The organism is Paracoccus sp. (in: a-proteobacteria) (assembly GCF_030538655.1).
GTDB lineage: Bacteria > Pseudomonadota > Alphaproteobacteria > Rhodobacterales > Rhodobacteraceae > Paracoccus.
Genome location: NZ_JAUNTO010000009.1, coordinates 35,954 through 57,952, shown reverse-complemented (window position 1 = coordinate 57,952; position 21,999 = coordinate 35,954). Strand labels below are relative to the sequence as shown.

General features: G+C 65.9%; 18 protein-coding genes. 12 read left to right on the top strand and 6 right to left on the bottom strand.

The genetic code is table 11. The features are described 5' to 3' along the window. Nucleotides 1-8: 8 nt before the first annotated feature. The 4 genes from cysT to Q4G22_RS07925 all read right to left on the bottom strand — a co-directional run bounded on the left by cysT (nucleotide 9) and on the right by Q4G22_RS07925 (nucleotide 4,635). Nucleotides 9-848 carry a sulfate ABC transporter permease subunit CysT gene (gene cysT, locus Q4G22_RS07940; protein WP_303385369.1) on the bottom strand — a complete coding sequence of 280 codons (840 nt, stop codon included), beginning with the start codon at nucleotides 846-848 and terminating at the stop codon, nucleotides 9-11. Nucleotides 849-850: 2 nt separating this feature from the next. Next, nucleotides 851-1,879 (bottom strand): sulfate ABC transporter substrate-binding protein, encoded by a 1,029-nt coding sequence (locus tag Q4G22_RS07935; protein WP_303385368.1) that lies wholly within the window; start codon nucleotides 1,877-1,879, stop codon nucleotides 851-853. 184 nt (nucleotides 1,880-2,063) lie between these two features. Next, nucleotides 2,064-3,203 carry a YcjF family protein gene (locus tag Q4G22_RS07930; protein WP_303385367.1) on the bottom strand — a complete coding sequence of 380 codons (1,140 nt, stop codon included), beginning with the start codon at nucleotides 3,201-3,203 and terminating at the stop codon, nucleotides 2,064-2,066. Between the two features lie 61 nt (nucleotides 3,204-3,264). Continuing rightward, nucleotides 3,265-4,635, bottom strand: a complete 1,371-nt coding sequence (locus Q4G22_RS07925; RefSeq protein WP_303385366.1) for a YcjX family protein — start codon at nucleotides 4,633-4,635, stop codon at nucleotides 3,265-3,267. 143 nt (nucleotides 4,636-4,778) lie between these two features. Here Q4G22_RS07925 and hrpB point away from each other — a divergent pair, with 143 nt between their 5' ends. After that, nucleotides 4,779-7,235: an ATP-dependent helicase HrpB gene (gene hrpB / locus Q4G22_RS07920; RefSeq protein WP_303385365.1), complete on the top strand. Its 2,457-nt coding sequence runs from the start codon at nucleotides 4,779-4,781 to the stop codon at nucleotides 7,233-7,235. Here the strand turns inward: hrpB and Q4G22_RS07915 are convergent. Further along, entirely contained in the window at nucleotides 7,232-7,717 is a 486-nt protein-coding gene (locus Q4G22_RS07915; protein ID WP_303385364.1) for a peroxiredoxin, read from the bottom strand. The two genes, hrpB and Q4G22_RS07915, sit on opposite strands and share 4 nt — an antisense overlap. Before the next feature lie 76 nt (nucleotides 7,718-7,793). On the opposite strand from Q4G22_RS07915, the gene Q4G22_RS07910 reads away from it, so the two are divergent. The 3 genes from Q4G22_RS07910 (at nucleotide 7,794) to Q4G22_RS07900 (ending at nucleotide 10,043) form a co-directional block, all read left to right on the top strand. Further along, a complete protein-coding gene (locus tag Q4G22_RS07910) occupies nucleotides 7,794-8,993 on the top strand; it encodes an NAD(P)/FAD-dependent oxidoreductase (RefSeq protein WP_303385363.1) in 1,200 nt (399 codons plus the stop codon). Between the two features lie 67 nt (nucleotides 8,994-9,060). Continuing rightward, nucleotides 9,061-9,627, top strand: coding sequence for a 16S rRNA (guanine(966)-N(2))-methyltransferase RsmD (gene rsmD, locus Q4G22_RS07905; RefSeq protein ID WP_303385362.1), 567 nt, complete (start codon nucleotides 9,061-9,063; stop codon nucleotides 9,625-9,627). Between the two features lie 53 nt (nucleotides 9,628-9,680). Continuing rightward, a complete protein-coding gene (locus tag Q4G22_RS07900) occupies nucleotides 9,681-10,043 on the top strand; it encodes a DUF305 domain-containing protein (RefSeq protein WP_303385361.1) in 363 nt (120 codons plus the stop codon). 19 nt (nucleotides 10,044-10,062) lie between these two features. Here Q4G22_RS07900 and Q4G22_RS07895 read toward each other — a convergent pair whose 3' ends face one another. Further along, nucleotides 10,063-11,229: an alanine--glyoxylate aminotransferase family protein gene (locus tag Q4G22_RS07895; RefSeq protein ID WP_303385360.1), complete on the bottom strand. Its 1,167-nt coding sequence runs from the start codon at nucleotides 11,227-11,229 to the stop codon at nucleotides 10,063-10,065. A 150-nt stretch (nucleotides 11,230-11,379) separates the two neighbouring features. On the opposite strand from Q4G22_RS07895, the gene Q4G22_RS07890 reads away from it, so the two are divergent. The 8 genes from Q4G22_RS07890 to Q4G22_RS07855 all read left to right on the top strand — a co-directional run bounded on the left by Q4G22_RS07890 (nucleotide 11,380) and on the right by Q4G22_RS07855 (nucleotide 21,975). Continuing rightward, nucleotides 11,380-13,122 (top strand): ABC transporter ATP-binding protein, encoded by a 1,743-nt coding sequence (locus tag Q4G22_RS07890; protein ID WP_303385359.1) that lies wholly within the window; start codon nucleotides 11,380-11,382, stop codon nucleotides 13,120-13,122. Between the two features lie 6 nt (nucleotides 13,123-13,128). After that, nucleotides 13,129-13,851 (top strand): folate-binding protein YgfZ, encoded by a 723-nt coding sequence (locus tag Q4G22_RS07885; RefSeq protein ID WP_303385358.1) that lies wholly within the window; start codon nucleotides 13,129-13,131, stop codon nucleotides 13,849-13,851. Next, the gene (gene dinB / locus Q4G22_RS07880) at nucleotides 13,848-14,957 is read left to right on the top strand and encodes a DNA polymerase IV (RefSeq protein WP_303385357.1); all 1,110 of its coding nucleotides are present in this window, start codon (nucleotides 13,848-13,850) and stop codon (nucleotides 14,955-14,957) included. The genes Q4G22_RS07885 and dinB overlap by 4 nt, the downstream gene beginning before the upstream one ends. Before the next feature lie 254 nt (nucleotides 14,958-15,211). Further along, nucleotides 15,212-16,474, top strand: coding sequence for a nucleotide sugar dehydrogenase (locus Q4G22_RS07875; RefSeq protein WP_303385356.1), 1,263 nt, complete (start codon nucleotides 15,212-15,214; stop codon nucleotides 16,472-16,474). Nucleotides 16,475-16,483: 9 nt separating this feature from the next. Continuing rightward, a complete protein-coding gene (locus tag Q4G22_RS07870; protein WP_303385355.1) occupies nucleotides 16,484-17,863 on the top strand; it encodes a glycosyltransferase family A protein in 1,380 nt (459 codons plus the stop codon). Further along, entirely contained in the window at nucleotides 17,856-19,982 is a 2,127-nt protein-coding gene (locus Q4G22_RS07865; protein ID WP_303385354.1) for a glycosyltransferase, read from the top strand. The genes Q4G22_RS07870 and Q4G22_RS07865 overlap by 8 nt, the downstream gene beginning before the upstream one ends. Before the next feature lie 218 nt (nucleotides 19,983-20,200). Then, on the top strand, nucleotides 20,201-20,935 hold the full coding sequence (locus Q4G22_RS07860) for a hypothetical protein (RefSeq protein WP_303385353.1): 735 nt from the start codon (nucleotides 20,201-20,203) through the stop codon (nucleotides 20,933-20,935). Next, complete coding sequence (locus Q4G22_RS07855; RefSeq protein WP_303385352.1) at nucleotides 20,932-21,975, top strand: GSCFA domain-containing protein; 1,044 nt, start codon at nucleotides 20,932-20,934, stop codon at nucleotides 21,973-21,975. The genes Q4G22_RS07860 and Q4G22_RS07855 overlap by 4 nt, the downstream gene beginning before the upstream one ends. Nucleotides 21,976-21,999: the final 24 nt, after the last annotated feature.

Sequence of the window (21,999 nt, the reverse complement as noted above, 5' to 3'; positions counted from 1 at the left end):
GGGTTGTGTCAGACAAGGCCGATCCTCCTCCGGCTCCAGACCTGGATCAGGTTGATGACCAGCAGCATGATGAACGAAATGGTCAGCATGGCGATGCCGATGGCTGCCGCGCCGTCGTAATCGTATTCCTCCAGCCGGATCACGATCAGCAAGGGCGCGATTTCCGTCTGCATCGGGATGTTCCCGGCGATGAAGATGACCGAACCGTATTCCCCCACCGCCCGCGCCAGCGACAGCGCAAAGCCGGTCAGCGCAGCGGGCATCAGCATCGGCAGGATCACATGCGTGACCGTCCGCAAACGCGAGGCGCCCAGCGTGGCCGATGCCTCTTCGACCTCGCGGTCGATTTCCTCGACCACGGGCTGCACGGTGCGGGTGACAAAGGGCAGGCCGACAAAGATCAGCGCGATCAGAATGCCCCATTGCGTATAGGCGATACGCACCCCGAAATCGGCGGCGATCTGGCCGAAAAACCCGTTCGGCGCATAAAGCGCGGTCAGCGCGATCCCCGCCACGGCGGTCGGCAGCGCAAAGGGCAGGTCAACGGCGGCATCCAGCAGCCGCCGCCCCGGAAAGCGATAGCGCACCAGCACCCAGGCCAGCAACAGCCCGATCACCAGATTGACCAGCGCCGCCAGCGCCGACAACCGGAACGACAAGAACAGCGCCGCCCAGACCCGTTCACGGTTGATCGCATCCCACACCGCCGCCGGTCCCGCCGCCGCCCCATGCGCCAGCAGCGCAAAGATCGGCAGCAGCACGATCAGCGACAGCATGGTCAGCGTGATCCCCATGGAAAGGCCCCGGCCCGGCATGGGCGAGGGCTGAAAGATTGCCGCGCCTGCCATCGTCAGCGCCGCGAATAAATCTGGTCAAAGACGCCGCCGTCGCCGAAATGTTCGGGCTGCACTTTGGGCCAGCCGCCGAAATCGGCGATCGTCACCAGATCCACCTCGGGGAAGCGGGCCACATCGGCCGGATCGGCCGCCGAAGCATCCCATGCCCGGTAAAAGTGCTTGTAAGCCAGCGCCTGCGCCTGCGGCGAATACAAAAAGTTCAGGTATTCATCCGACAGCGCCTTTTGATCGTCGCCCGACTGGCCAGAATCGACCAGCGCAACCGGCGGTTCGGCCAGAATGGATACCGAAGGCACCACGATGTCGAACGTGCCTTCACCCAGTTCCTTCAGCGCCAGATGCGCTTCGTTTTCCCAGGCCAGCAGCACGTCACCGATGCCCCGCTGGGTAAAGGTAGTGGTCGATCCGCGCGCGCCGGTATCCAGAACCGGCACGTTACGATACAGCGCGCCGACAAATTCGCGCGGGTCATGGCCGTTCTTTTCCGCCCAGGCCCAGGCCGCCAGATAATTCCAGCGCGCCCCGCCCGAGGTTTTGGGGTTCGGCGTGATGACCTGCACGTTCTCATGCGTCAGATCGCCCCAGTCCTCGATACCCTTGGGGTTCCCCTCACGCACCAGAAACACGATGGTCGAGGTATAGGGTGAACTGTTATGCGGCAGCCGCGTCTGCCAATCCTCGGGCAGCTTGCCCACGGCGGCGATCTGGTCGATGTCGGATGCCAGTGCCAGCGTGACAACCTGCGCGTTCAACCCGTCGATCACCGACCGCGCCTGCGCGCCCGACCCACCGTGCGAGGTGTCGATGGTGGGCGCGGCATGGCCCAGCTCCTGCCAGTGCTGGGAAAACAATGCGTTGTAATCACGATAAAATTCGCGCGTCGGATCATAGCTGACGTTCAACAGCTCTTGCGCGGAGGCAGGCAGCACGCCACCCATGGCCACCACAAACCCAAGGGCAGCCGCCCCAGTCTGCACCGAAATCCGGCGCGTCAGCACGGCGGCAAAAGTCTTGATCGTCATCTTCGTCGTTCTCCCTCAGGCGACACGTTCGTTATAATGACGACAGATAAAATCGTGTTTGTCGAGAAAAATCTCGACTATGCCAATGGGGTTTTGCGAAACGCGGGAATGCGGGGAAATTCTTCCGCCCTGCCTGCACAGGATCAGAACATCATCACCCCTCTTGCGGGCGGACTGCCGCGAATCACGCCCCCTGACGCGGCGAATCATCCTCTCCGAACAGGCCCTTCAGGCCGCGCGTCAGCAGATTGCCGACCTTGGGCCGGGGCTGGTGCATGAAGGGCAGCGGGCGGCAGACCTCCATCGCGGCAATGCCGACACGCGCGGTCAGCGCGCCGTTCACCACGCCTTCGCCAAAGCGTTTCGACAGTCGCGCCAGAATGCCGCCCCCGGCGACGGTGTGGATCAGATCGTCGCCCGCCGCCACCGCGCCGGTGGCAACCAGATGCGTCATCACCATGCGCGCCAGCCGCCAGCCGCCCACGGTGCCCGCCCGGCCACCATAGATTTCGGCAATGCGCCGGATCATCCGCAGATTGGCCGCCAAGGCCGCCGCCACATCGGCAAAGGCCAGCGGCACCAGCGCGGTGGTGGCGGCCACGGTGCGGGCCGCCGCCTCGATCTCGCGCCGGGCGGCCTGATCCAGCGGCGCCAGCAACTCGGCTTCGGCCAGCGCCAGCAGGGTTTCGGCATCCAGCGCCTCATCCTGCCGTTCGCGCAGGCGGGTGCGGCCCCAATCCATCCCGTCGCGCCCGGCAAACAGCGATTGCAGCCGGTCGGCAACCTTGCGCGCGGCGCCCAGATCAGCCGCCGCCAAGGCTGCGCCTGCCTCGCGCTGAATGCCGTCGATACGGGCAAAGCGCCGCCAGGCCAGCCATTCCCGCAACGCCATCCCCAAGGCCGCCAGCGTGAATGCCGCAAACAGCACCACCCCGATCCAGCCCAGCAAAGGATAACGGGTCAGCAGATTGCTGATATATTGCAGCGCCGCCACCGACAGCAGAAAGGTCAGCAGCGCGCCCCCGGCCTGCAAAAAGAACCGCGTCAGCCGCGACGGCCCGCCCGAGGTCAACCGCATCACCATCTCCATCGTGCGCGGCTGCGGCAAGGGACCGGGCGCATCGCCAACGGGCGGCGCATCGGCGGGGTTGGGGGCAGGACCGGCACGGTCCTGCTGCGCCCCGGCCTGCACTGCTGGGCCGGGCTGCGGGCGGGGCGGTTCGTCCGCCTCCTCGCCGGCAAAGGGGCGGGGGTCGGGGCGTGGCGCGCGTTCAGCCGGGCCAAGGTCAAGCAACACCGGCCCGCGCCGCTTGTCATCGGTCATTGAAACGCCTTCCCTGCTTGCTGTTTGCCCGAATACGCGGCTTTGGGCGCGACACCGCCGCTCACAACCGATCCCCGATCAGAAACTCCGCCGCCCGGTCCAGCCGGATATGTGGCGGGCCATCGCCGGGGCGCAAAGTCCCCGCTGCCGGGGCAAAGTTCATCACCCCGTAATCGCCATCCAGCCAGCGTTCCGCCCCCTGCCGCGCGGGCGACAGCAGAACCGAGGGATCGGCGGGCAGATCGCCCGGATAAAACGCCGCCTGCCGCCCGTCCATCAAGGTGCCGCGCACGGCGGGCAGATCGACACCATCCTGATGGATCACATCCTCGGTCGTGGTGCGCAGGGCGGCAATCGCCATCGCCTCGGTCCGGGCACCGGAAAAATCGGCACGGTCGCGCGCCTCGCGCAGCATGGCCGACAGGATCGCGGCCAGACGGGGGTGCTGAACGTGGTTCAGGTGATCGGCCTTGGTCGCGGCGAACAGGATGCGATCCACCCGTCGCGTGCCCAGCAATTGCGCCAGCCAACCGGCGCGACCGGGGCGAAAGGCGGTCAGAATATCGGCCATGGCGCGGCGCATATCCTCGACCGCCTGCGGGCCGGAATGGATCGCACCCAACACATCGGCCAGCACCACTTGCCGGTCGATCCGGGCGAAATGGTCGCGAAAGAACGGGCGCACGACACGGGATTTATAGGCATCAAAACGGCGCCGGAATTCACGATAGAGCGGCGCGGCGGACAGGCCGTCGGGCAGCGGCGCAAAGGTCAGCGCGGGCGATCCGGCCATCTCGCCGGGCAGCAGGAACCGCCCCGGCGTGCAATCCGACCAACCCGCATTACGCGCCGCGCGCAGATGATCCGTATAGGTGGCGGCCAGTGCCTGCGCCGAGGTTTCGTCAAACGGCGCGCTGCCCGACAGCGCATCCACCGCCGCCAGAAACACATCGGCACCGGGGCGGCCCTGCATCCGCGCCAGCGTTTCCGCCGACCAGGCGGCAAAATCGCGGTCCATCAGCCGCAGGTCCAGCAGCCATTCGCCGGGGTAATCGACAATATCCAGATGCACCGTCTGCATCCCGCGCAGCCCCGACAACAGCCCGCGCGACTGCACCCGCAGCGACAGGCGCAGCTGGCTGACGTGGCGCGTGCCCTCGGGCCAGTGCGGGTCGGGGCCGGTCATCGCGGCCAGATGGCGTTCGTAATCGAAACGCGGCACGGTGTCGTCAGGCTGCGGTTGCAGCCACGCCGCCTTGATCGAGCCATCTGCCGCAGCGCGCAGCGCATGCATCCGCCCCCGGTCCAGAAGGTTGGCGACCAGCGAGGTAATGAACACCGTCTTGCCCGCGCGGGACAGGCCGGTGACACCCAGACGGATCACCGGATCGGCAAGGCCAAGCCCCTGCATCAGATCGCTGCCAATGCTCATCTTTTTTCCTTCATTACGGCAAGGGCAAGATAGGCAGGCGCGGCCCCGATGTGTAGGGGGCCGCCCCAAGCAGCGTATTTGGACAAGCAGCAAGCGGCGGGCCGGGGCTTTTCGCGACCGCGCGGATCGGGGATAAGCGGGCGATGACGGATCGCCTGCCCATCGACGACATTCTGCCCGCGCTGCGCAATGCCGTGGCGGCGGCAGGGCGTGCCGTGCTGGTGGCCCCGCCGGGCGCGGGGAAAACGACGCGGGTGCCTCTGGCCTTGCTGGATCAGGTGCCGGGGCGGATCATCATGCTAGAGCCGCGCCGTCTGGCCGCGCGGGCCGCAGCCGAGCGTCTGGCCGAGAGTCTGGGCGAAGCGGTGGGCGGTCGTGTCGGCTATCGGATGCGCGGCGAGACGGTGGCGGGGTCACGGATCGAGGTGGTCACCGAAGGCATCCTGACGCGGATGATCCAGTCTGACCCGGCGCTGGAAGGGGTGGGCTGCGTCATTTTCGACGAGTTTCACGAACGCAGCCTGAATGCCGATCTGGGGCTGGCGCTGGTCTGGCAGGCGCGGGCTTTGTTGCGGCCCGATCTGGCGGTGCTGGTGATGTCGGCCACGCTGGATGCCGAACCCGTCGCCGCGCTGCTGGATGATGCGCCGGTGGTGCGGTCTCAGGGGCGGGCTTTTCCGGTGGAGACGCGCTGGCTGGACCGCCCCTTGCACGCCGGGGCGCGGCTGCCGGACGAGGCGGCGCGGCTGGTGATCCGTGCCGTGGCCGAAACAGCCGATATGGGCGGAACCGTGCTGGTGTTTCTGCCGGGCGAAGGCGAAATCCGCCGTGTGGCCGGGATGCTGGGCGGCACGGGCTGCGAGGTGCTGCCGCTGTATGGCGCGCTGGACGGTCGGGCGCAGCGGGCGGCGCTTGCACCGCCGGGTTCGCGGCGACGGATCGTGCTGGCGACGGCGATTGCGGAAACCTCGCTGACCATTCCGGGCGTGCGGGTGGTGGTGGACGCAGGCCGCGCGCGGCGGGCGCGGTTCGACCCCGGTTCGGGCATGTCGCGGTTGGTAACCGAGCGGGTCAGCCGGGCCGAGGCGGATCAGCGGCGCGGCCGGGCCGGGCGTGTGGCCGAAGGGGTGTGCTATCGGATGTGGGCACGGGCCGAGGAAGGTGCCCTGCCCGCCTTTGCCCCGCCCGAAATCGCTGTGGCCGATCTGGCCGGGCTGGCGCTGGAACTGGCGCTGTGGGGGGCCGAGCCGGGCGATCTGGCGCTGTTGACCCCACCGCCCGAAGGAGCTTTGGCCGAGGCGCGCGCGTTGCTGGCCGGGCTGGGGGCCTTGGGCGAGGGCGGGCGGATAACCGAACACGGGCGGGCGATGGCGCGGCTGCCGCTGCATCCGCGTCTGGCGCATATGCTGATGCTGGCGGGTGCCGGGGCGGCTGATCTGGCGGCATTGCTGGCGGGGCGCGACCCTTTGCGCGGCACGCCCGCCGATCTGGGCTTGCGGTTGATGGCGCTGCGCGATGCGCGCGCTTTTGCGGATCGTCATCCCTGGACCGTCGATCATGGCGCATTGGCACAGGCGCGGGACGAAGCGCGGCGGCTGCGGCGATTGATTGCGTCCCGCGACAGCCGGGGGGCCAGCCCCCCGGCTGTCGCGGGATATTTAGGGACAAAAGATGCAGGCACGATGGCAGCGCTTGCTTATCCGGATCGGATCGGGATGCGGCGCAAGGGGGACGATCCCCGCTTTGTGCTGTCGGGGGGCAAGGGGGCGGTTCTGGATGCTGCCGATCCGCTGGCCGGGCAGCGGTTTATCGTGGCGGTTGATCTGGACGGCGATGCGCGCGAGGCGCGGGTCAGGATGGCGACGCCTGTGGCCGAAGCGGATCTGCGGGCCTTGTTTGCAGATCAGATCGAAATGGTCGAGGTCTGCGAATGGTCCCGGCGCGAGGGGCGCGTTCTGGCCCGTGTGCGGGAACGGCTGGGGGCGCTGGTCTTGTCGGATCGCATCTGGGATGCGCCCGAAGATGTGGTGGCTTTGGCGGCGTTTGAGGGCTTGCGGGCCGAGGGGCTGCCCTGGATTCCGCGCGCTGCGCGTTTGCGGGCACGGATTGGTTTGGCGGACGGGCTGCCGCCCTGCGACGATGACAGTCTGCTGGCTGATGCGGACTGGCTGCTGCCATGGCTGGGCAAGGCGCGGACGCGGGCCGATCTGCGCGCGCTGGACCTGACCGAGCCACTGCTGGCGCGCATCGGCTGGGACGGGCAACAGCGGCTGAAATCAGAGGTTCCGGCAACCTTTACCACGCCTCTGGGGCGGCAGGTGCCGATTGATTACGATCACGCCGATCCCTCGATCGAGGTGCGTTTGCAGGAACTGTTCGGCGTCACCCGGCATCCGGTGGTGGGTGGGCGCCCCCTGCGGATCAGCCTGCTGTCCCCGGCGGGACGTCCAGTGCAGGTCACAATGGATCTGCCGGGCTTTTGGGCCACATCCTATGCCGATGTGCGCAAGGATATGCGCGGGCGTTACCCGCGCCACCCCTGGCCCGAAGACCCGACCGTGGCCGACCCGACGATGCGGGCCAAGCCACGGGGACATTAGGCATTTTCCAGCAACGCCTCGCCCGCCGAGACGGAACAGGTGCCGGGGCTGTCTTCGATCTGCACCACCTCGAACACGCCGTCGCGGGCCAGTGCGGCAAAGCGTTTGCAGCGGCCATACAGACCGGCAGGCGGGGCGTCGAAATTCAGACCCATCGCCTTGGTTACGCTGCCGTCGGCATCGGCCAGCACCTGAATACCGGCTGCATCCGCGCCGGTTTCCCTGGCCCATGCGCCGGCCACGAAGGGGTCGTTCACCGTCAGGCACAGGATCGCGTCGATGCCCTTGGCGCGGAACGCATCGGCAGTGCGGATAAAGCTGGGCATATGCGCGTTGGTGCAGGTGCCGGTAAACGCGCCCGGCAGGCCAAAGATCGCCACGCGGCCCTTGGTCAGATCAGCCAGCGCGACCTCTTTCGGGCCATCCTCGCCAAGAACCAGAACCTTGCCCTGCGGCAGCTTGTCATTCGCCTTGATCGTCATTGCGCATCCTCCTGCGATTGAAACGGCTTGGCGGCGAATATAGGCTGCCGGGCAGGACCAGACCAGTGGGGCACAGATGCGTATCGTGATTGCGGGGGCAGGACAGGCGGCGGCCTCGATGGCGGCAAAGCTGCGGGGGCTGGGGCACGACGGGCCACTGACCGTGATCGGCGATGAAGCCGCGCCCCCCTATCAGCGCCCGCCGCTGTCCAAGGCCTATCTGCTGGGCGACATGGGGCTGGACCGGCTGACCCTGCGGGCGCCCGAATGGTGGGCGGAAAACGGCATCGACCTGCGCACCGGCACCCGCGCCACCGCCATCGACACCGCCGCCCGCATGGTGGCAACCGATGCCGGGCCGGTCGCTTATGACGCACTGGCGCTGTGCCTTGGCGCACGACCTCGCCGCCTGCCTGCCAGGATCGGTGGCCACCTGCCCGGCGTCCACACCATCCGCGATCTGTCCGATGTGGACCGGCTGCGCCCCGAGCTAAGGCCCGGCGCGCGGCTGGTGGTGATCGGCGGCGGCTATATCGGGCTTGAGGCGGCGGCGGTTGCCCGCAAACTGGGGCTTGCGGTCACGCTGATCGAATCCGCCCCGCGCATCCTTGGCCGCGTCGCAGCAAGCGAAACCGCCGATCTGATCCGCGACCTGCACCGCCGCCACGGCACCACCATCCGCGAGGGCGAGGCGATCACCCGCATCACCGGCACCGACCGCGCCACCGGCGTGGAGCTGACCAGCGGCGATATGATCCCCGCCGATGTGATCGTCACCGGGATCGGCGTCACGCCCGTCACCGACCTTGCCGAAACCGCCGGTCTGGCCACGGACAACGGCATCGCCACCGACAGCTATGGCCGCAGCAGCGACCCGGCCATCTGGGCGGCGGGCGATTGCGCCAGCATGCTGACCGACACCGGCTGGATGCGGCTGGAAAGCGTCGGCAACGCCATCGACATGGCCGAGGCGGTGGCGGCGAACATCATGGGCGCTGACACGCCCTATACCCCGAAACCGTGGTTCTGGTCCGATCAATACGACGCCAAACTGCAAATCGCCGGGCTGGGCACCGGGGCCGACCGTATCGTGACCCGCGCGGGCGATCAGCCGGGGCACGGCTCGGTCTGGTATTTCCGCGGCCCGCAATTGATCGCCGTCGATGCCCTGAATGAACCCCGCGCCTATATGATCGGCAAACGGCTGATCGAGGCAGGGCGCACCGCCGACCCCGACCTGATCCCGACAACCCCCGATCTCAAGGCGCTGATGTGATGCTCTGTCTTTCGTTTCCAAATATCCCGGGGGTGCGGGGGCTGGCCCCCGCTCTTTTGGCACGGCCATGAGGATCGTCGGCGGCAATCTGCGCGGCCTGAAACTGGCCGAGGTCGGCGCGGGCGATGCGGCGGGGCATCTGCGCCCCACCACCGACCGCGTGCGCGAGTCGATCTTCAACCTGCTGACCAACAGCCCACGCCCCGACCCGGTGCCGGGCGCGCGGGTGCTGGATCTGTTCGCAGGCACCGGTGCCTTGGGGTTAGAGGCCCTGTCCCGAGGCGCTATCCGCGCAGCCTTTGTCGAGGACGGGGCCGCAGGCCGCGCCCTGATCCGCGCCAATATCGAACGCGCCCGCGCCATGGGCACCACTGACCTGTGGCGGCGCGACGCCACCCGGCTTGGCCCGAACCGGGGCGCGCCTTACGATCTGATCTTCCTCGACCCGCCCTATGGCAGAACCTTGGGCGAAGCCGCGCTGCAATCGGCGCTGGATGGTGGCTGGATCGCCCCCGGCGCAACCATCGTCTGGGAAGAAAGCCGTCCCCCTGCCCCGCCCGCACCGCTGACCCGGATCGACCAGCGCCGCTATGGCGACACGCTGGTCACGCTGCTGGTGATGCCAACAGCGTGATTTGCCCCCGGCCCCACACAGCCGCACACTGAGCAAACCCAAAAGAGCCGCCGATGACCCGCCCCCTGCTTGCCGCTGTTGCGATAATGCTGGCCCTGCCGGCCTTTGCGCAAACCAACCATTCTGCCCATCGGCCCGGCCCCGCCGATGCCGCGCCCTCGACCGCCGCCTATATGGCCGCAAACGAGACGATGCATCAGGATATGATGATCGACTATACCGGCGATGCCGACGCCGATTTCCTGCGCGGCATGATCCCGCATCATCAGGGCGCCATCGACATGGCGCGCGTCGTGCAGGAATATGGCCAGAACCCGGAAATCCGGGCGCTGGCGGAAAACGTCATCACGGCGCAAACCCAGGAAATCGCCCGGATGCAGCAATGGCTGGCCGATCACGGTCACGCCGCGCATTAAACCGGCGGCGGCGGGCCGATCAGGCCCGCACCGCCACCACCGCCGCTGCCGCATCCAGCGCCCCCGGCCCATGCGCGATGCCCAAAGCCGCCATCCCGGCCTGCATCGCCGCCAGCACACCCAGCACCTGCACCGCCCCGGCATCGCCCATATGCGCCACGCGCAGCGCATTGGCCGGGTCTGCCGCGCCCAGACCGATGCCCAGCGTCAACCCGGCCCGCAGCTCCAGCCAGCCGCGCAGCGCATCCGCCCCCGCCAGCCGCACCGCCGTCACCGAGGCTGCCCGCGCCTGCGGTCGCACCACGCTCAGCGCAATGTCGCCGCCCGCCGCCCAGCATTCAAAGGCCGCCGCCACACAATCGGCCAGCGCCCGGTGCCGCGCCCAGACCTGCTCCAACCCCTCCTCGCGCATGATCGCAAGGGCTTCGGTCAGGCCAAAGATATGCTGCACCGGCGGGGTGCCACCCCAGAACTGCCACAGCTGATCGGCCCTCAGACGCGGCCGCATATCCCACCAGGGCGAGGTCAGCGGCGTCGCGGGCATCGCCGCCGCACGATCCGACAGCCACAGAAAACAACAGCCGGGCGGGCACATCAGCCCCTTTTGGCTGGCGGCCAGCAAGACATCCACACCCCAGTCATCCATCCGCATCGGCGCACAGCCCAAGGATGCAATAGCATCCACCATCAACAGCGCCGGATGATCGCCCATCGCCTGTCGCAGCGCGGCAATATCGGCCTGCACCGAACTGGCCGTGTCGATCTGACAGACGCACACCGCACGGATCGCCCGCGCGCGGTCCTCTGCCAGCCGTGCCGCCAGCCGCGACGGATCGGGCGCATCGGCTTCGCAATCCATCACCTCGACCGCGATCCCCTGCGCCCGCAGCAATTCGGCCCAGCCCTCGCCAAAACGGCCCGACACCAGCACCAGAACCGCATCGCCAGGCGACAACAGATTGGCCGAGGCCGCCTCCCACGCGGCATGACCATTGCCGATAAAGGCCGCCACCTTGCCGCGGGTTCCTGCCAGCCAGCGCAGCCCGTCCATCAATGCCGCATTCGCCGACGCCAGATCCTCGCCATAGATGTCGGGCGAAACCCGGTGCATCGCGCGCAGCACCCGGTCGGGCACGGGCGAGGGTCCGGGGATGGCAACAATCGGGCGGCTTCCGGCAAGGCTCATGGCGGTCTCCTGATAACACGCTCCGTCATCCCGCCACCGCAATCCAAGGTCAAGACGCCCGCATCTTCTGTCCGATAAATATCCCCGCCGGAGGCTGACTCCCTCGCCACCCCTTGCAAGGCTGGCAATTTTTCGGGCAAGGACAGTAGCATGAGCCAGAACCAGATCCCGCGCCAGAACCTGTTCAGACGCATGTGGCGCGATTACCTGCGCGGCCACTGGCCCACCATGGCCGTGGCCTTCCTCTTTATGACCATCGAAGGATCGACGCTGGCGGTCCTGTCATGGATGCTGCAACCGCTGTTCGACCGGGTGTTCGTCGGCGGTGACACCGGGGCGATCTGGTGGGTCGGCGGCATCATCTTCAGCCTGTTCGTGATCCGCGCCATAACGCTGGTCATCAACAAATCGCTGATAACGCGCGTGTCGATGGCGGTGTCCACGCGGATGCAGACCGACCTTCTGCGCCACATCCTGACGCTGGACCAACGCTTCTTCCAGGAAAACCCGCCCGGCGCGGTAATCGAGCGGGTGCAGGGCGACACCATCGCGGTGCAGGGCATCTGGTCCACGCTGATAACCGGGGCCGGGCGCGATGTGGTGGCGCTGCTGTCGCTGTTCGGGGTGGCCATCGCCATTGACCCGTGGTGGACGCTGGCGGCGCTGGTGGGCGCACCGCTGCTGATCCTGCCCACCGTTCTGGTGCAGCGTTATATCCGCCGCAAGATGCGCGACAGCCGCGCGCAGGCCAGCGCCCGCGCCACCCGTCTGGACGAGGTGATGCACGGCATCCGCACCATCCGCCTGAACCGGATGGAGGCCGAACAGACCAGCCGCTATGCCGCCATCGTCAATCGTATCCGCCGCTATGAAATCAAGATGTCCGCCACCGGCGCCACCATCCCGGCGATGATCGACATCGTGACCGGGCTTGGCTTTGTCGGCGTGCTGGCGCTTGGCGGGGCCGAGGTGACGCGCGGCGAACGCACCGTGGGCGAGTTCATGGCCTTTTTCACCGCCCTGTCGCTGGCCTTTCAGCCGCTGCGGCGGCTGGGGATGCTGGCGGGCAGCTGGCAGATCGCCGCCGCCTCGCTGGAACGGATCTATCAGGTGTTCGACACCCGCCCGACCGTGCATTCCGGCCCGCGCCACGACGCCCCCGCCGATACCACGCTGCGGCTGGATGACGTGTGGCTGTCCTATGACGGCACCCCGGTGCTGCGCGGGCTGACATTCACCGCCGAGGCCGGGCAGACCACTGCCCTGGTCGGGCCGTCCGGCGCGGGTAAATCAACCGTGTTCAATCTGGTCACGCGGATGATCGACCCCGAACGGGGGCAGGTCACGCTGGGGGATGTGCCGGTGCGCGATTTCGATCTGGGCACCCTGCGCGATCAGTTTTCCACCGTGGCGCAGGAACCGGCGCTGTTTGATGATTCATTGCGCGAAAATATCCTGATGGGCCGCCCCGGCGCCGATGCGGCGGAACTGGATCGGGCGGTGCAGGCGGCGCATGTGGCAGAATTCACCGATCTTTTGCCGCAGGGGCTGGACAGCCCGGCGGGGCCGCGCGGCTCGAACCTGTCGGGGGGGCAGCGTCAGCGCATCGCCATCGCCCGCGCCGTGCTGCGCAACGCCCCCATTTTGCTGCTGGACGAGGCGACCAGCGCGCTGGACACCGCCAGCGAGCGGTTGGTGCAGCAGGCGCTGGACGAATTGGCGCAAGGTCGCACCACTCTGGTGATCGCACACCGCTTGTCCACGATCCGAAAAGCCGACAAAATCATCGTTATTGCCAATGGTCAGGTTGTCGAACAGGGCAGCCATGACGACCTGATGGCACAGGGCGGGGCCTATGCCCGTTTGGTCGCCCTTCAGTTTGGAGAGGAATAAGACAACATGTCGCGCAAGATTATCCGTGTCTCAGGCCCTGATCGGGAAACGTTCCTGCAAGGTCTGGTCACGAATGACGTGCGCCATGCGCCCTGCTGGGCCGCCTTGCTGTCACCGCAGGGCAAGTATCTGGCCGATTTCCTGATTATCCCCGATGACGACAACCTGCTGATCGACGTCGATGCGCGGCTGGCCGGTGATCTGCTGCGGCGGCTGACCATGTATCGGCTGCGCAGCAATGCCGAGATCACCATGACCGACCTGACCGTCGGTATCGGCAGCGGCCATATTCCCGAAGGTGCCATCCCGGACCCGCGCCATTACGGTCTGGGCTGGCGGAAATATGGCAGCAGCGGCAGCGACGGCACCAATTGGGACGCGCTGCGCGTGGCGCATTGCATCCCCGAAACGCTGGTCGAACTGATCCCGAACGAAACCTATATCCTGGAAGTCGGGTTCGAGCGGCTGCACGGCGTCGATTTCCGCAAGGGCTGTTACGTCGGGCAAGAGGTCACGGCCCGGATGAAGCACAAGACCGAACTGCGCCGGGGTCTGGTGCCGGTGCGCATCGACGGCGCGGCCCCGGTCGGCACCCCGGTGATGCGCGACGGGCGCGAGATCGGCACCCTGTTCACCCAAAGCGGCACCCGCGCCATCGCTCTGATGCGGCTGGACAAGATGGGCACAGGCATGTCAGCGGGCAACGCGCGCATCTATGCCGCGGCATGACGGCGGGGCCGGACAATCCGGCCAGCCCGGCGGAGCGCATCCGCAAGATCATCCATATCGACATGGATGCGTTTTATGCCTCGGTTGAACAGCGCGATAACCCTGATCTGCGCGGTCGTCCGGTCGCCGTGGGCGGGGCCAGCCGCCGCGGCGTGGTCGCCGCCGCCAGCTATGAGGCGCGGACCTTTGGGGTGCGTTCGGCCATGCCCTCGGTCACGGCGCTGCGGCGCTGCCCGGACCTGATCTTTGTGCGCCCCCGATTCGAGGTTTACCGCGCCATCAGCCAGCAAATCCGGGCGATTTTCGCGCGCTTTACCCCGCTGATCGAGCCGCTGTCGCTGGACGAGGCCTATCTGGACGTCACCGATCACCTGCCCCCCGGCAGCAGCGCCACCGCGATTGCGCGCGATATCCGCGCCCTGATCCGTGCGGAAACCAGCCTGACCGCCAGTGCCGGGGTCAGCTATAACAAGTTTCTGGCCAAGCTGGCCTCGGATCGCAACAAGCCCGACGGGTTGTGCGTCATCACCCCCTCCGAGGGGCCAGAATTCGTTCTGGGCCTGCCGGTGGGCCGGTTCCACGGCATCGGCCCCGCGACGGCGGCCAAAATGGAGCGACTGGGGATTCGCACCGGCGCCGATCTGCGCGCGCAGGGTGCCGCCTTTCTGACCATACATTTCGGCAAGGCGGGGCGATATTACTATGACATCGCACGCGGGGTGGATCACCGGCAGGTGCGCCCCGACCGCATCCGCAAATCGCTGGGTTCCGAGACCACCTTTGCCGAAGATATTCACGGCAGCGAGGCGGCCCTGGCCGCGCTGATGCCTTTGGTGCGAAAGGTCTGGGATCAGGCCGCCCACGCCGGGCTGCACGCCCGCACCGTGACGGTCAAGATCAGGTTTGCGGATTTCCACCAGATCACCCGCGCCCGCAGCCTGCCCCGCCCCCTTGTCAGCGCAGGCGAGATGCAGCACATCACCAGCGAGCTGATCCACGCCGCCCTGCCGGGGCCGCAGGGGGTGCGCCTGCTGGGCGTTACATTATCGGGGTTTGAGCATCTTCGGGTGCCGGAACCAGATGACCAACTGGACCTGTTCGACTGACATGCCACGCCTGAAAAGCGGGGGCCAGCCCCCGCACCCCCGGGATATTTATAAACGAAAGACAGGGCGCTGCGGCCTGAGGGTGGTCGCATGTCGCGGTATCTGATGCATATGGGGGTGAACCGACGTTGGCTTTTGCGCATCACGCAGAGGCGGGGGCGGGGGCGGGTTTCAGCGGGTGCCTTATGCGCCCGTGCCTTGCACCACCAGTGGTTTAACTGTATCGGATCGCCATCAGGCCGAGGGTAATCAAGATGAATGAGGCGCCGCGCATCGCCATTATCGGATTGGGCTATGTGGGCTTGCCGCTGGCTGTCGAATTCGGGAAACATTTCGACACCATCGGCTTTGACATATCGGAACTCCGTGTGGCCGAGTTGCGCGCCGGCACCGACCGCACTGGCGAGGTGGATGATCTGAGCCAGTCGCCACATCTGCGTTTCGCCAGTGCAGTTGATGAAATTCGCGACCGTTCGGTTTATATCATCGCCGTGCCGACCCCGATTGACGGCAATCATCGTCCCGATCTGACGCCGCTGATCCGCGCATCGGAAACGGTGGGGCAGGTTTTGGGCAAAGGCGATGTGGTGATCTTTGAATCCACCGTCTATCCCGGTGCGACCGAGGAAGATTGCGTTCCGGTTCTGGAACGGGTGTCCGGCCTGCGGTTCAACGAGGATTTCCATGTCGGTTACAGTCCCGAACGGATCAACCCCGGCGACAAGGCGCGGCCTTTGCCGATGATCGTCAAGGTAACGTCCGGGTCCACCCCGGCCGTGGCCGATTTTGTCGATGGGCTGTATCGCACGATCATCACGGCGGGCACCTTTAAGGCCAGTTCGATCCGCGTGGCCGAGGCGGCGAAGGTGATTGAAAACACCCAGCGTGATGTGAACATCGCCCTGATTAACAAACTGGCGATGGTCTTTGCCCGCCTTGGCATCGACACATCCGAGGTGATCGACGCAGCCGCGACCAAGTGGAACTTCATGCGGCTCAAGCCCGGTCTGGTCGGCGGGCATTGTATCGGGGTTGACCCGTATTATCTGCTGCACCGTGCCGAAAAGGCAGGCCATATCCCCGACATCATCCGCATCGCGCGCGAGATCAACAACGGGATGCCGCGCGAGGTGGCGCGGCGGCTGGTGCAGGCGATGATTGCGCGCGATATGCAGATCCGTGGCGCGCATGTGCTGGTGCTGGGGGCGACCTTCAAGGAAAACTGCCCCGACATTCGCAACACCAAGGTTGTCGATCTGATCGCCACGCTGCGTGACTGGGGGCTGGAGGTCGATCTGACCGACCCCGAGGCAGACCCCAGCGAATTGGCGCATGAATATGGCGTCACGCTGACTGATCCGCAGCGGGGCGTTTATGATGCAATCATTCTGGCGGTTGCACACAATCACTTTGTCTCTGACGGGCCGCAACCCCTGCGCGATTACCTGCGTCCCGGCGGGGTTTTCTTTGACATGAAGGCCGCCTTTCCGACCGATCAATCCGATCTGCGCCTGTAAGGCCGGGTTATGGCGAACAGCGATCAGCTTGGGCGGGATCTGGACGGGCTGGCTCTGTTCGATGCGGGCTGGTATGCCGCACGCTATCCCGATGTTGCGCGCTCGGGCCTGTCGCCGCTGGAGCATTACAAACGCGTGGGCCACCTGATGGGGCGCGATCCGGGGCCGGGGCTGCGCGCGGATTTGTTGGCCGATGGCACGGATGATGCGCAGGGCACGCTGGACCGCTGGCTGCGGGATGGCCCGCCCGATGATCTGTGGCGGCGGGTGATGATCGCCGCGCGCAAGATTGCCGCGACCGAAGGGCTGGATCAGGCCGCACAGATGGCGCGCGCGCATCTGGGCCACAAGGCGCTGCGCCCGCTGCATCTGATCGCCGCCGATCTGGCCTTGCGGGACAAGGTTAACGGGCGGCTGGCGTGGCTGGATCATCTGAACGCCTACCTGTCACCCTGGGGCATCGCACCGCTGCGGCTTGCCCCGCAGCCCGCGCGGTTGTTGGACCGGCTGACAACCGAAACGCTGCCGCCCTGCACCGGCGGGCCTTTGGTCAGCGTCATCATGGCAGCCTTTAACGCCGCCGATACGATCACCGCCGCCGCGCGCTCGATCCTGAACCAGACGTGGCGCAATCTGGAACTGCTGATCGTCGATGATGCCAGCACCGATGGCACCACCGCCGCGTTGCGGCAGATCGCGGCATCCGATGACCGCGTGCGGGTGATCCGCAACAGCCGCAACCTTGGCCCGTTCGTGTCCAAGAATATCGCCATCAGCCAGATGGCCCGCGGCGCATGGATCACCGGACACGACGCCGACGACTGGGCGCATCCACAGTGGATCGAGCGGCACATGTCCGACGTTCTACGCAGCGAGGGCGCGATTCTGGCCAGCACGGCGATGATGCTGCGTATGGGGGCGGCGGGGCATTTCGGCAATGTGATCCCGGCCAGCCTGCACCATGCGCCCGACGGTTTCCGGCGGCGGGCCTTTGTTTCGACGCTGTTTCATGCCGATACGCTGCGCGACCGGCTGGGCTATTTCGACTGTGTGCGCTTTGGTGCCGATGGCGAGATGGTGGCCCGCGCCCAAAGCCTGCTTGGCCCGGCATGGCGCAATCTGGATGTTTTTGCCATGCTGTGCCTTGATGGGGCCGATAACCTGACCAACGCCCCGGCCAGCGCCTTGCGCCAGACGGGCGGGGCCAAGGGGCCGCGCCAAGCCTATAACGAAAGCTGGCGCGACTGGCACAGCCGCGCCGGGGCCGATGACAAACGGCTTGGGTTTCCCCAACGGATACGCCGCTTTCCCGCGCCGGATGCGATGATCGTGCCCGCTTCGCTGATCCCCGCCACTTGCCCTGACCGACAGGAGCCGTTCGATGCCTGAAACCCGTGCCAAGCTGGCGGACGCCATTCTGAAAGGCCAGGCCTTCGACGCCGAGTTTTATCGCCGCCGCTATCCCGATGTGGATATGTCGGGGCTGGACCCGGCGCTGCATTATCGCCGCTATGGCGTGCTGATGCGGCGGGCGGCGGGGCCGGGGCTGGCCGAAAACCCCGCCCGGCTGGCCGACTATCTGCCGCCGCCGCGCACGCGGCAATCGCTGCGCATGGCGGCACGGATCGCCGAGGACTATGGCTATGACGTGGCGGTGCGCTATGCTGCGGCGCATGTGCCGGTGGAAACGGCCTATACGATTGAAACCCTGCGCGCCAACCGGGCGCTGGCGGCGGGCGACCGGGTGGGCTGGCTGGCGCATCTGAACCGCTATATCGGCCATTTCGGCGCGGCCCCGGTGACATGGGCCAAGGACGCGGGCACGCATCTGATCGACCGTTTTGGCGCGCAAGGGCTGACGCCGGTAACAGGCGGGCCGCTGGTGTCGGTCATCATGCCTGCGTGGAATGCCCAAGGCACCATCACCGCCTCAGCGCGCTCGATCCTGAACCAGACATGGCGCAATCTGGAACTGCTGATCGTCGATGATGCCAGCACCGACGGCACCTGGGGCGAGATGCAGCAGATCGCGGCCAGCGACAGCCGCGTGCGCATTTTGCGCGGGCGGGTGAATGCGGGGCCGTATGTGGCCAAGAACATCGCGCTGACCATGGCGCGGGGTGACTGGATCACCGGCCATGATGCCGACGACTGGGCGCATCCGCAGCGGATCGAACAGCATATCGGCGCGATCCTGTCCGCACCAACCCCGCCGCGCGCCAGTGTGCCGCAGATGGCACGGATGAACCCGGATGGCGCGGTGGTGCGGTTTGCGGTCGAATCCAGCTACAGCACCGATGGCGTGACCCGGCTTTGCCCCATCGCAACGACTTTTCGCGCCGATTTCCTGCGCGACACCTTGGGCGGATGGGATTGCGCCCGCTTTGGTGCCGACAGCGAGTTGATCGCCCGGACCGAAACCCTGATCAGCGATGAATTCACCCGCCTTCCTCTGATGGCGATGTTTGCCATCGAGATGGAGGGCAGCCTGACCAACCACCCCGAATCGGGCATCAACGCAGAAACCGGCCTTTCCCAGACACGCAAAGATTACGCAGCCGGTTGGCGGCAGTGGCACGCAACCCTGTCCCCCGGTCAACCCGATGCAGCCCGGCTGCATTTCCCGCCACAACCCGGCGCGCCCCGCCCGTTCGCCGCCCCGCAAGGCGGCGTGGTGCCCGATCACGTCGTGCGGCGCAATTTTGCCGCCATGACCGGGCTTGATCCCGCCTGCCAGCAGCCGGTCACAGCGATTGTCTGTTCAAAACGCCCTGACCGTCTGGATCGCATCGCCGCGCAACTGGTGGCACAAAGCCACCGGCCCCTGCATGTCGTCTATGTCGCGCAGGGGGCGGGCCATGATCGCGCCAGGATCGAGGCGGCATTTGACGGTGTGACCTCACTGACCGTGATTGATCTGCCTGACCCGGCGGTTTCACTGGGCCGGGCGCTGAACCTTGGGCTGGATGCCTGTCATACCGATCTTGTGACCAAGATCGACGACGACGATTTTTATGGTCCCGACTATATCCGCAGCAGCATCGCGGCCTTGACCTGGTCGGGGCATGACAACATCGCCATAACCGGACGGGCACGGGCCTATTGCTATGCGCAGGATACGGATGCGCTGGTGCTGCGTTTTTCTGAAAGGAAAGCGAACCAGATTGTGGAGCGTGTCTTCGGCAGCACGATTTTCTGGTCACGCAGCAAACTCGATGACTTACGCTTTCAGGATTTGCCCAAGGCTGTAGATATCGCGTTCTATAACGACGCGAGAGAGCGAGGCGGTCTTACCTTTTCTGCCGATCCCTATGATCATATCGCCGTTCGTTACAGCCAAATTGCCCAGCACAGCTGGCAAGTATCGACCGAGGAATTCCTGCGTCCGACAACCCATGTCGCCGATGGCCTGAGGCTTGATCTAGCCTACAGCACCCAGACCGCGCCAAAGGTGGCGGCGCTGCCAGTGCAGGCATCCCCTGCCCCAACCGCGACCGAGGCCCCATGACCGATTTCACCCGCATTTCATCGCCCGAGGATCTGGCGCAGACACAAGGGCGGCTGGTGCTGAATCTGGACGGCACCGATATTCACCTTGACTGGCGCCCCGCGCCGGGGGCGCGCCGGATCATCTTTGGCTTTCACGGGGCCATTGACCGCGAAAAGCGGACTGTGCCGTCTTTTGCTGGATTGCCGTCCAGCAGCACTCAAAACCTGCATAGCCTGATGCTGGCCGACCCAAGCCTGAATCAGCACGACAAACTGCGCATAGGATGGTATGCAGGCAATAGTAATTTCGCAGCTCAACGGTTGATCTCCGTATTTTGCCAGCAAGCTACTCAAGTTTTGAAAGTCGATCGCGCAATCTATTTCGGCAGCAGCGCGGGTGGCTTTCCGGCGCTGCTTTATTCTTGGCATCACGCGGGAAGCCTTGCACTCGTTTCAAACGCGCATACCAATATTGCAAACTATTATTCTGGTCACGTTTCAGATTATGTTGCACTCTGCTGGCCGGGGCATGATGACGTGCGCGACCTGCCCGGCACGGTTACCGATCTGCGGACGCTTTATGGCAAGCAGGTGCCAAACAACGTCGTCTTTATTCAAAACAACACCGACACGTTCCACCTGTTCAACCATGCGATCCCGTTTCTGGGCGCAATCACCAACCATGATGACCGGGCGAAAATCACAACCGAGATGGTCTATCCCGGCAAAACGGGGCATGGGCCGGTTTGGTCCGCCATCGCGCCATGGCTGATGGCGGCATTGACGGCGCCATCCTGGTCGGCCATCGACCTGATCGAAACCCGCCACCGTCTTTCGCAAAAGGCCAGCCCCGCCCCGGCCACCGCCGCACCGAAACAGCACATGGCTGCGGGCTTTGCCCCGGCTGATCTGGAACTGGCTGCACTGCTGCGCAACGCGCAACTGCCCCCTCTGCCCAAAGGTGCGCAATGACCCGTCACCCCTATCAGAACAAGCCGGAAAAGGCCTTCTGGAAAGCCGCCGTCGGCAGCCGCCATTACGCCGATCTGACGGATTTGTGGCAGCCGATGCCCCTGCGCCGCACCGACCGGGTGGCGACGGCGGGCAGTTGCTTTGCCCAGCATATCGGCAACAATCTGGCCCGCCGCGGCGCGGCATTCATGGATATGGAACCCGCCCCGCCTGTGTTTGCATCGGAAAACGAGGCTCGCCGCTGGGGCTATGGCGTGTTTTCCTGTCGCTATGGCAACATCTATACCTCGCGCCAGTTGATCCAGCTGTTTGACGAAGCGCATGGCAACCGCAGCCCCGCCGAAACGGTGTGGGAACGCGACGGGCGGTTTTTCGATGCGCTGCGGCCGGGGATCGACCCGGTAGGGCAGGCCACGTCCGAAGACGTGATCGCATTGCGCGCAGCCCATCTGGCGGCGGTGCGGCGGATGTTCGCGGAACTGGACGTGTTCGTGTTCACCATGGGCCTGACCGAAGGCTGGGAACTGATCGAGGACGGCACCATGTTCCCGATGGCCCCCGGCACCGTGGCAGGCACATATGACAAGGCGCGCTATCGGTTCCGCAATCTGCGTTATGGCGGGGTGGATCGCGATATGCGCGGGTTCTGGGACCGGCTGCGGTCGGTCAATCCGTCGGCGCGGATGCTGCTGACCGTCTCGCCGGTTCCACTGGCGGCGACGGCTTCGCGCGATCATGTCATGGTGGCGACCAGCTATTCCAAATCGGTGCTGCGGGCGGTGGCGGGCGATCTGGCCTCGACGCTGGATGATGTGGCCTATTTCCCCTCATACGAGATCATCTCGGCCCATCCGTCGCGGGCGATGTTTTATGAACCGGACCTGCGCAATGTGAACCCGTTCGGCGTATCTTTGGTGATGTCGCATTTCTTTTCGGGCGATCTGGCGACGGAATTCGGCGATCCTGCACATACCGCGGACGAGGCCGAACCCGACCTGATCTGCGACGAATCCCGCTTGGACAGCGACAATAACCGATAATCCCGCCCCGCGCCGGCTGATTTT

Bases quoted from the DNA above. Each gene is read 5' to 3' on its own strand.
- cysT (WP_303385369.1), bottom strand. From the start codon at position 848: ATGGCAGGCGCGGCAATCTTTCAGCCCTCGCCCATGCCGGGCCGGGGC.
- Q4G22_RS07935 (WP_303385368.1), bottom strand. From the start codon at position 1,879: ATGACGATCAAGACTTTTGCCGCCGTGCTGACGCGCCGGATTTCGGTG.
- Q4G22_RS07930 (WP_303385367.1), bottom strand. From the start codon at position 3,203: ATGACCGATGACAAGCGGCGCGGGCCGGTGTTGCTTGACCTTGGCCCG.
- Q4G22_RS07925 (WP_303385366.1), bottom strand. From the start codon at position 4,635: ATGAGCATTGGCAGCGATCTGATGCAGGGGCTTGGCCTTGCCGATCCG.
- hrpB (WP_303385365.1), top strand. From the start codon at position 4,779: ATGACGGATCGCCTGCCCATCGACGACATTCTGCCCGCGCTGCGCAAT.
- Q4G22_RS07915 (WP_303385364.1), bottom strand. From the start codon at position 7,717: ATGACGATCAAGGCGAATGACAAGCTGCCGCAGGGCAAGGTTCTGGTT.
- Q4G22_RS07910 (WP_303385363.1), top strand. From the start codon at position 7,794: ATGCGTATCGTGATTGCGGGGGCAGGACAGGCGGCGGCCTCGATGGCG.
- rsmD (WP_303385362.1), top strand. From the start codon at position 9,061: ATGAGGATCGTCGGCGGCAATCTGCGCGGCCTGAAACTGGCCGAGGTC.
- Q4G22_RS07900 (WP_303385361.1), top strand. From the start codon at position 9,681: ATGACCCGCCCCCTGCTTGCCGCTGTTGCGATAATGCTGGCCCTGCCG.
- Q4G22_RS07895 (WP_303385360.1), bottom strand. From the start codon at position 11,229: ATGAGCCTTGCCGGAAGCCGCCCGATTGTTGCCATCCCCGGACCCTCG.
- Q4G22_RS07890 (WP_303385359.1), top strand. From the start codon at position 11,380: ATGAGCCAGAACCAGATCCCGCGCCAGAACCTGTTCAGACGCATGTGG.
- Q4G22_RS07885 (WP_303385358.1), top strand. From the start codon at position 13,129: ATGTCGCGCAAGATTATCCGTGTCTCAGGCCCTGATCGGGAAACGTTC.
- dinB (WP_303385357.1), top strand. From the start codon at position 13,848: ATGACGGCGGGGCCGGACAATCCGGCCAGCCCGGCGGAGCGCATCCGC.
- Q4G22_RS07875 (WP_303385356.1), top strand. From the start codon at position 15,212: ATGAATGAGGCGCCGCGCATCGCCATTATCGGATTGGGCTATGTGGGC.
- Q4G22_RS07870 (WP_303385355.1), top strand. From the start codon at position 16,484: ATGGCGAACAGCGATCAGCTTGGGCGGGATCTGGACGGGCTGGCTCTG.
- Q4G22_RS07865 (WP_303385354.1), top strand. From the start codon at position 17,856: ATGCCTGAAACCCGTGCCAAGCTGGCGGACGCCATTCTGAAAGGCCAG.
- Q4G22_RS07860 (WP_303385353.1), top strand. From the start codon at position 20,201: ATGCTGGCCGACCCAAGCCTGAATCAGCACGACAAACTGCGCATAGGA.
- Q4G22_RS07855 (WP_303385352.1), top strand. From the start codon at position 20,932: ATGACCCGTCACCCCTATCAGAACAAGCCGGAAAAGGCCTTCTGGAAA.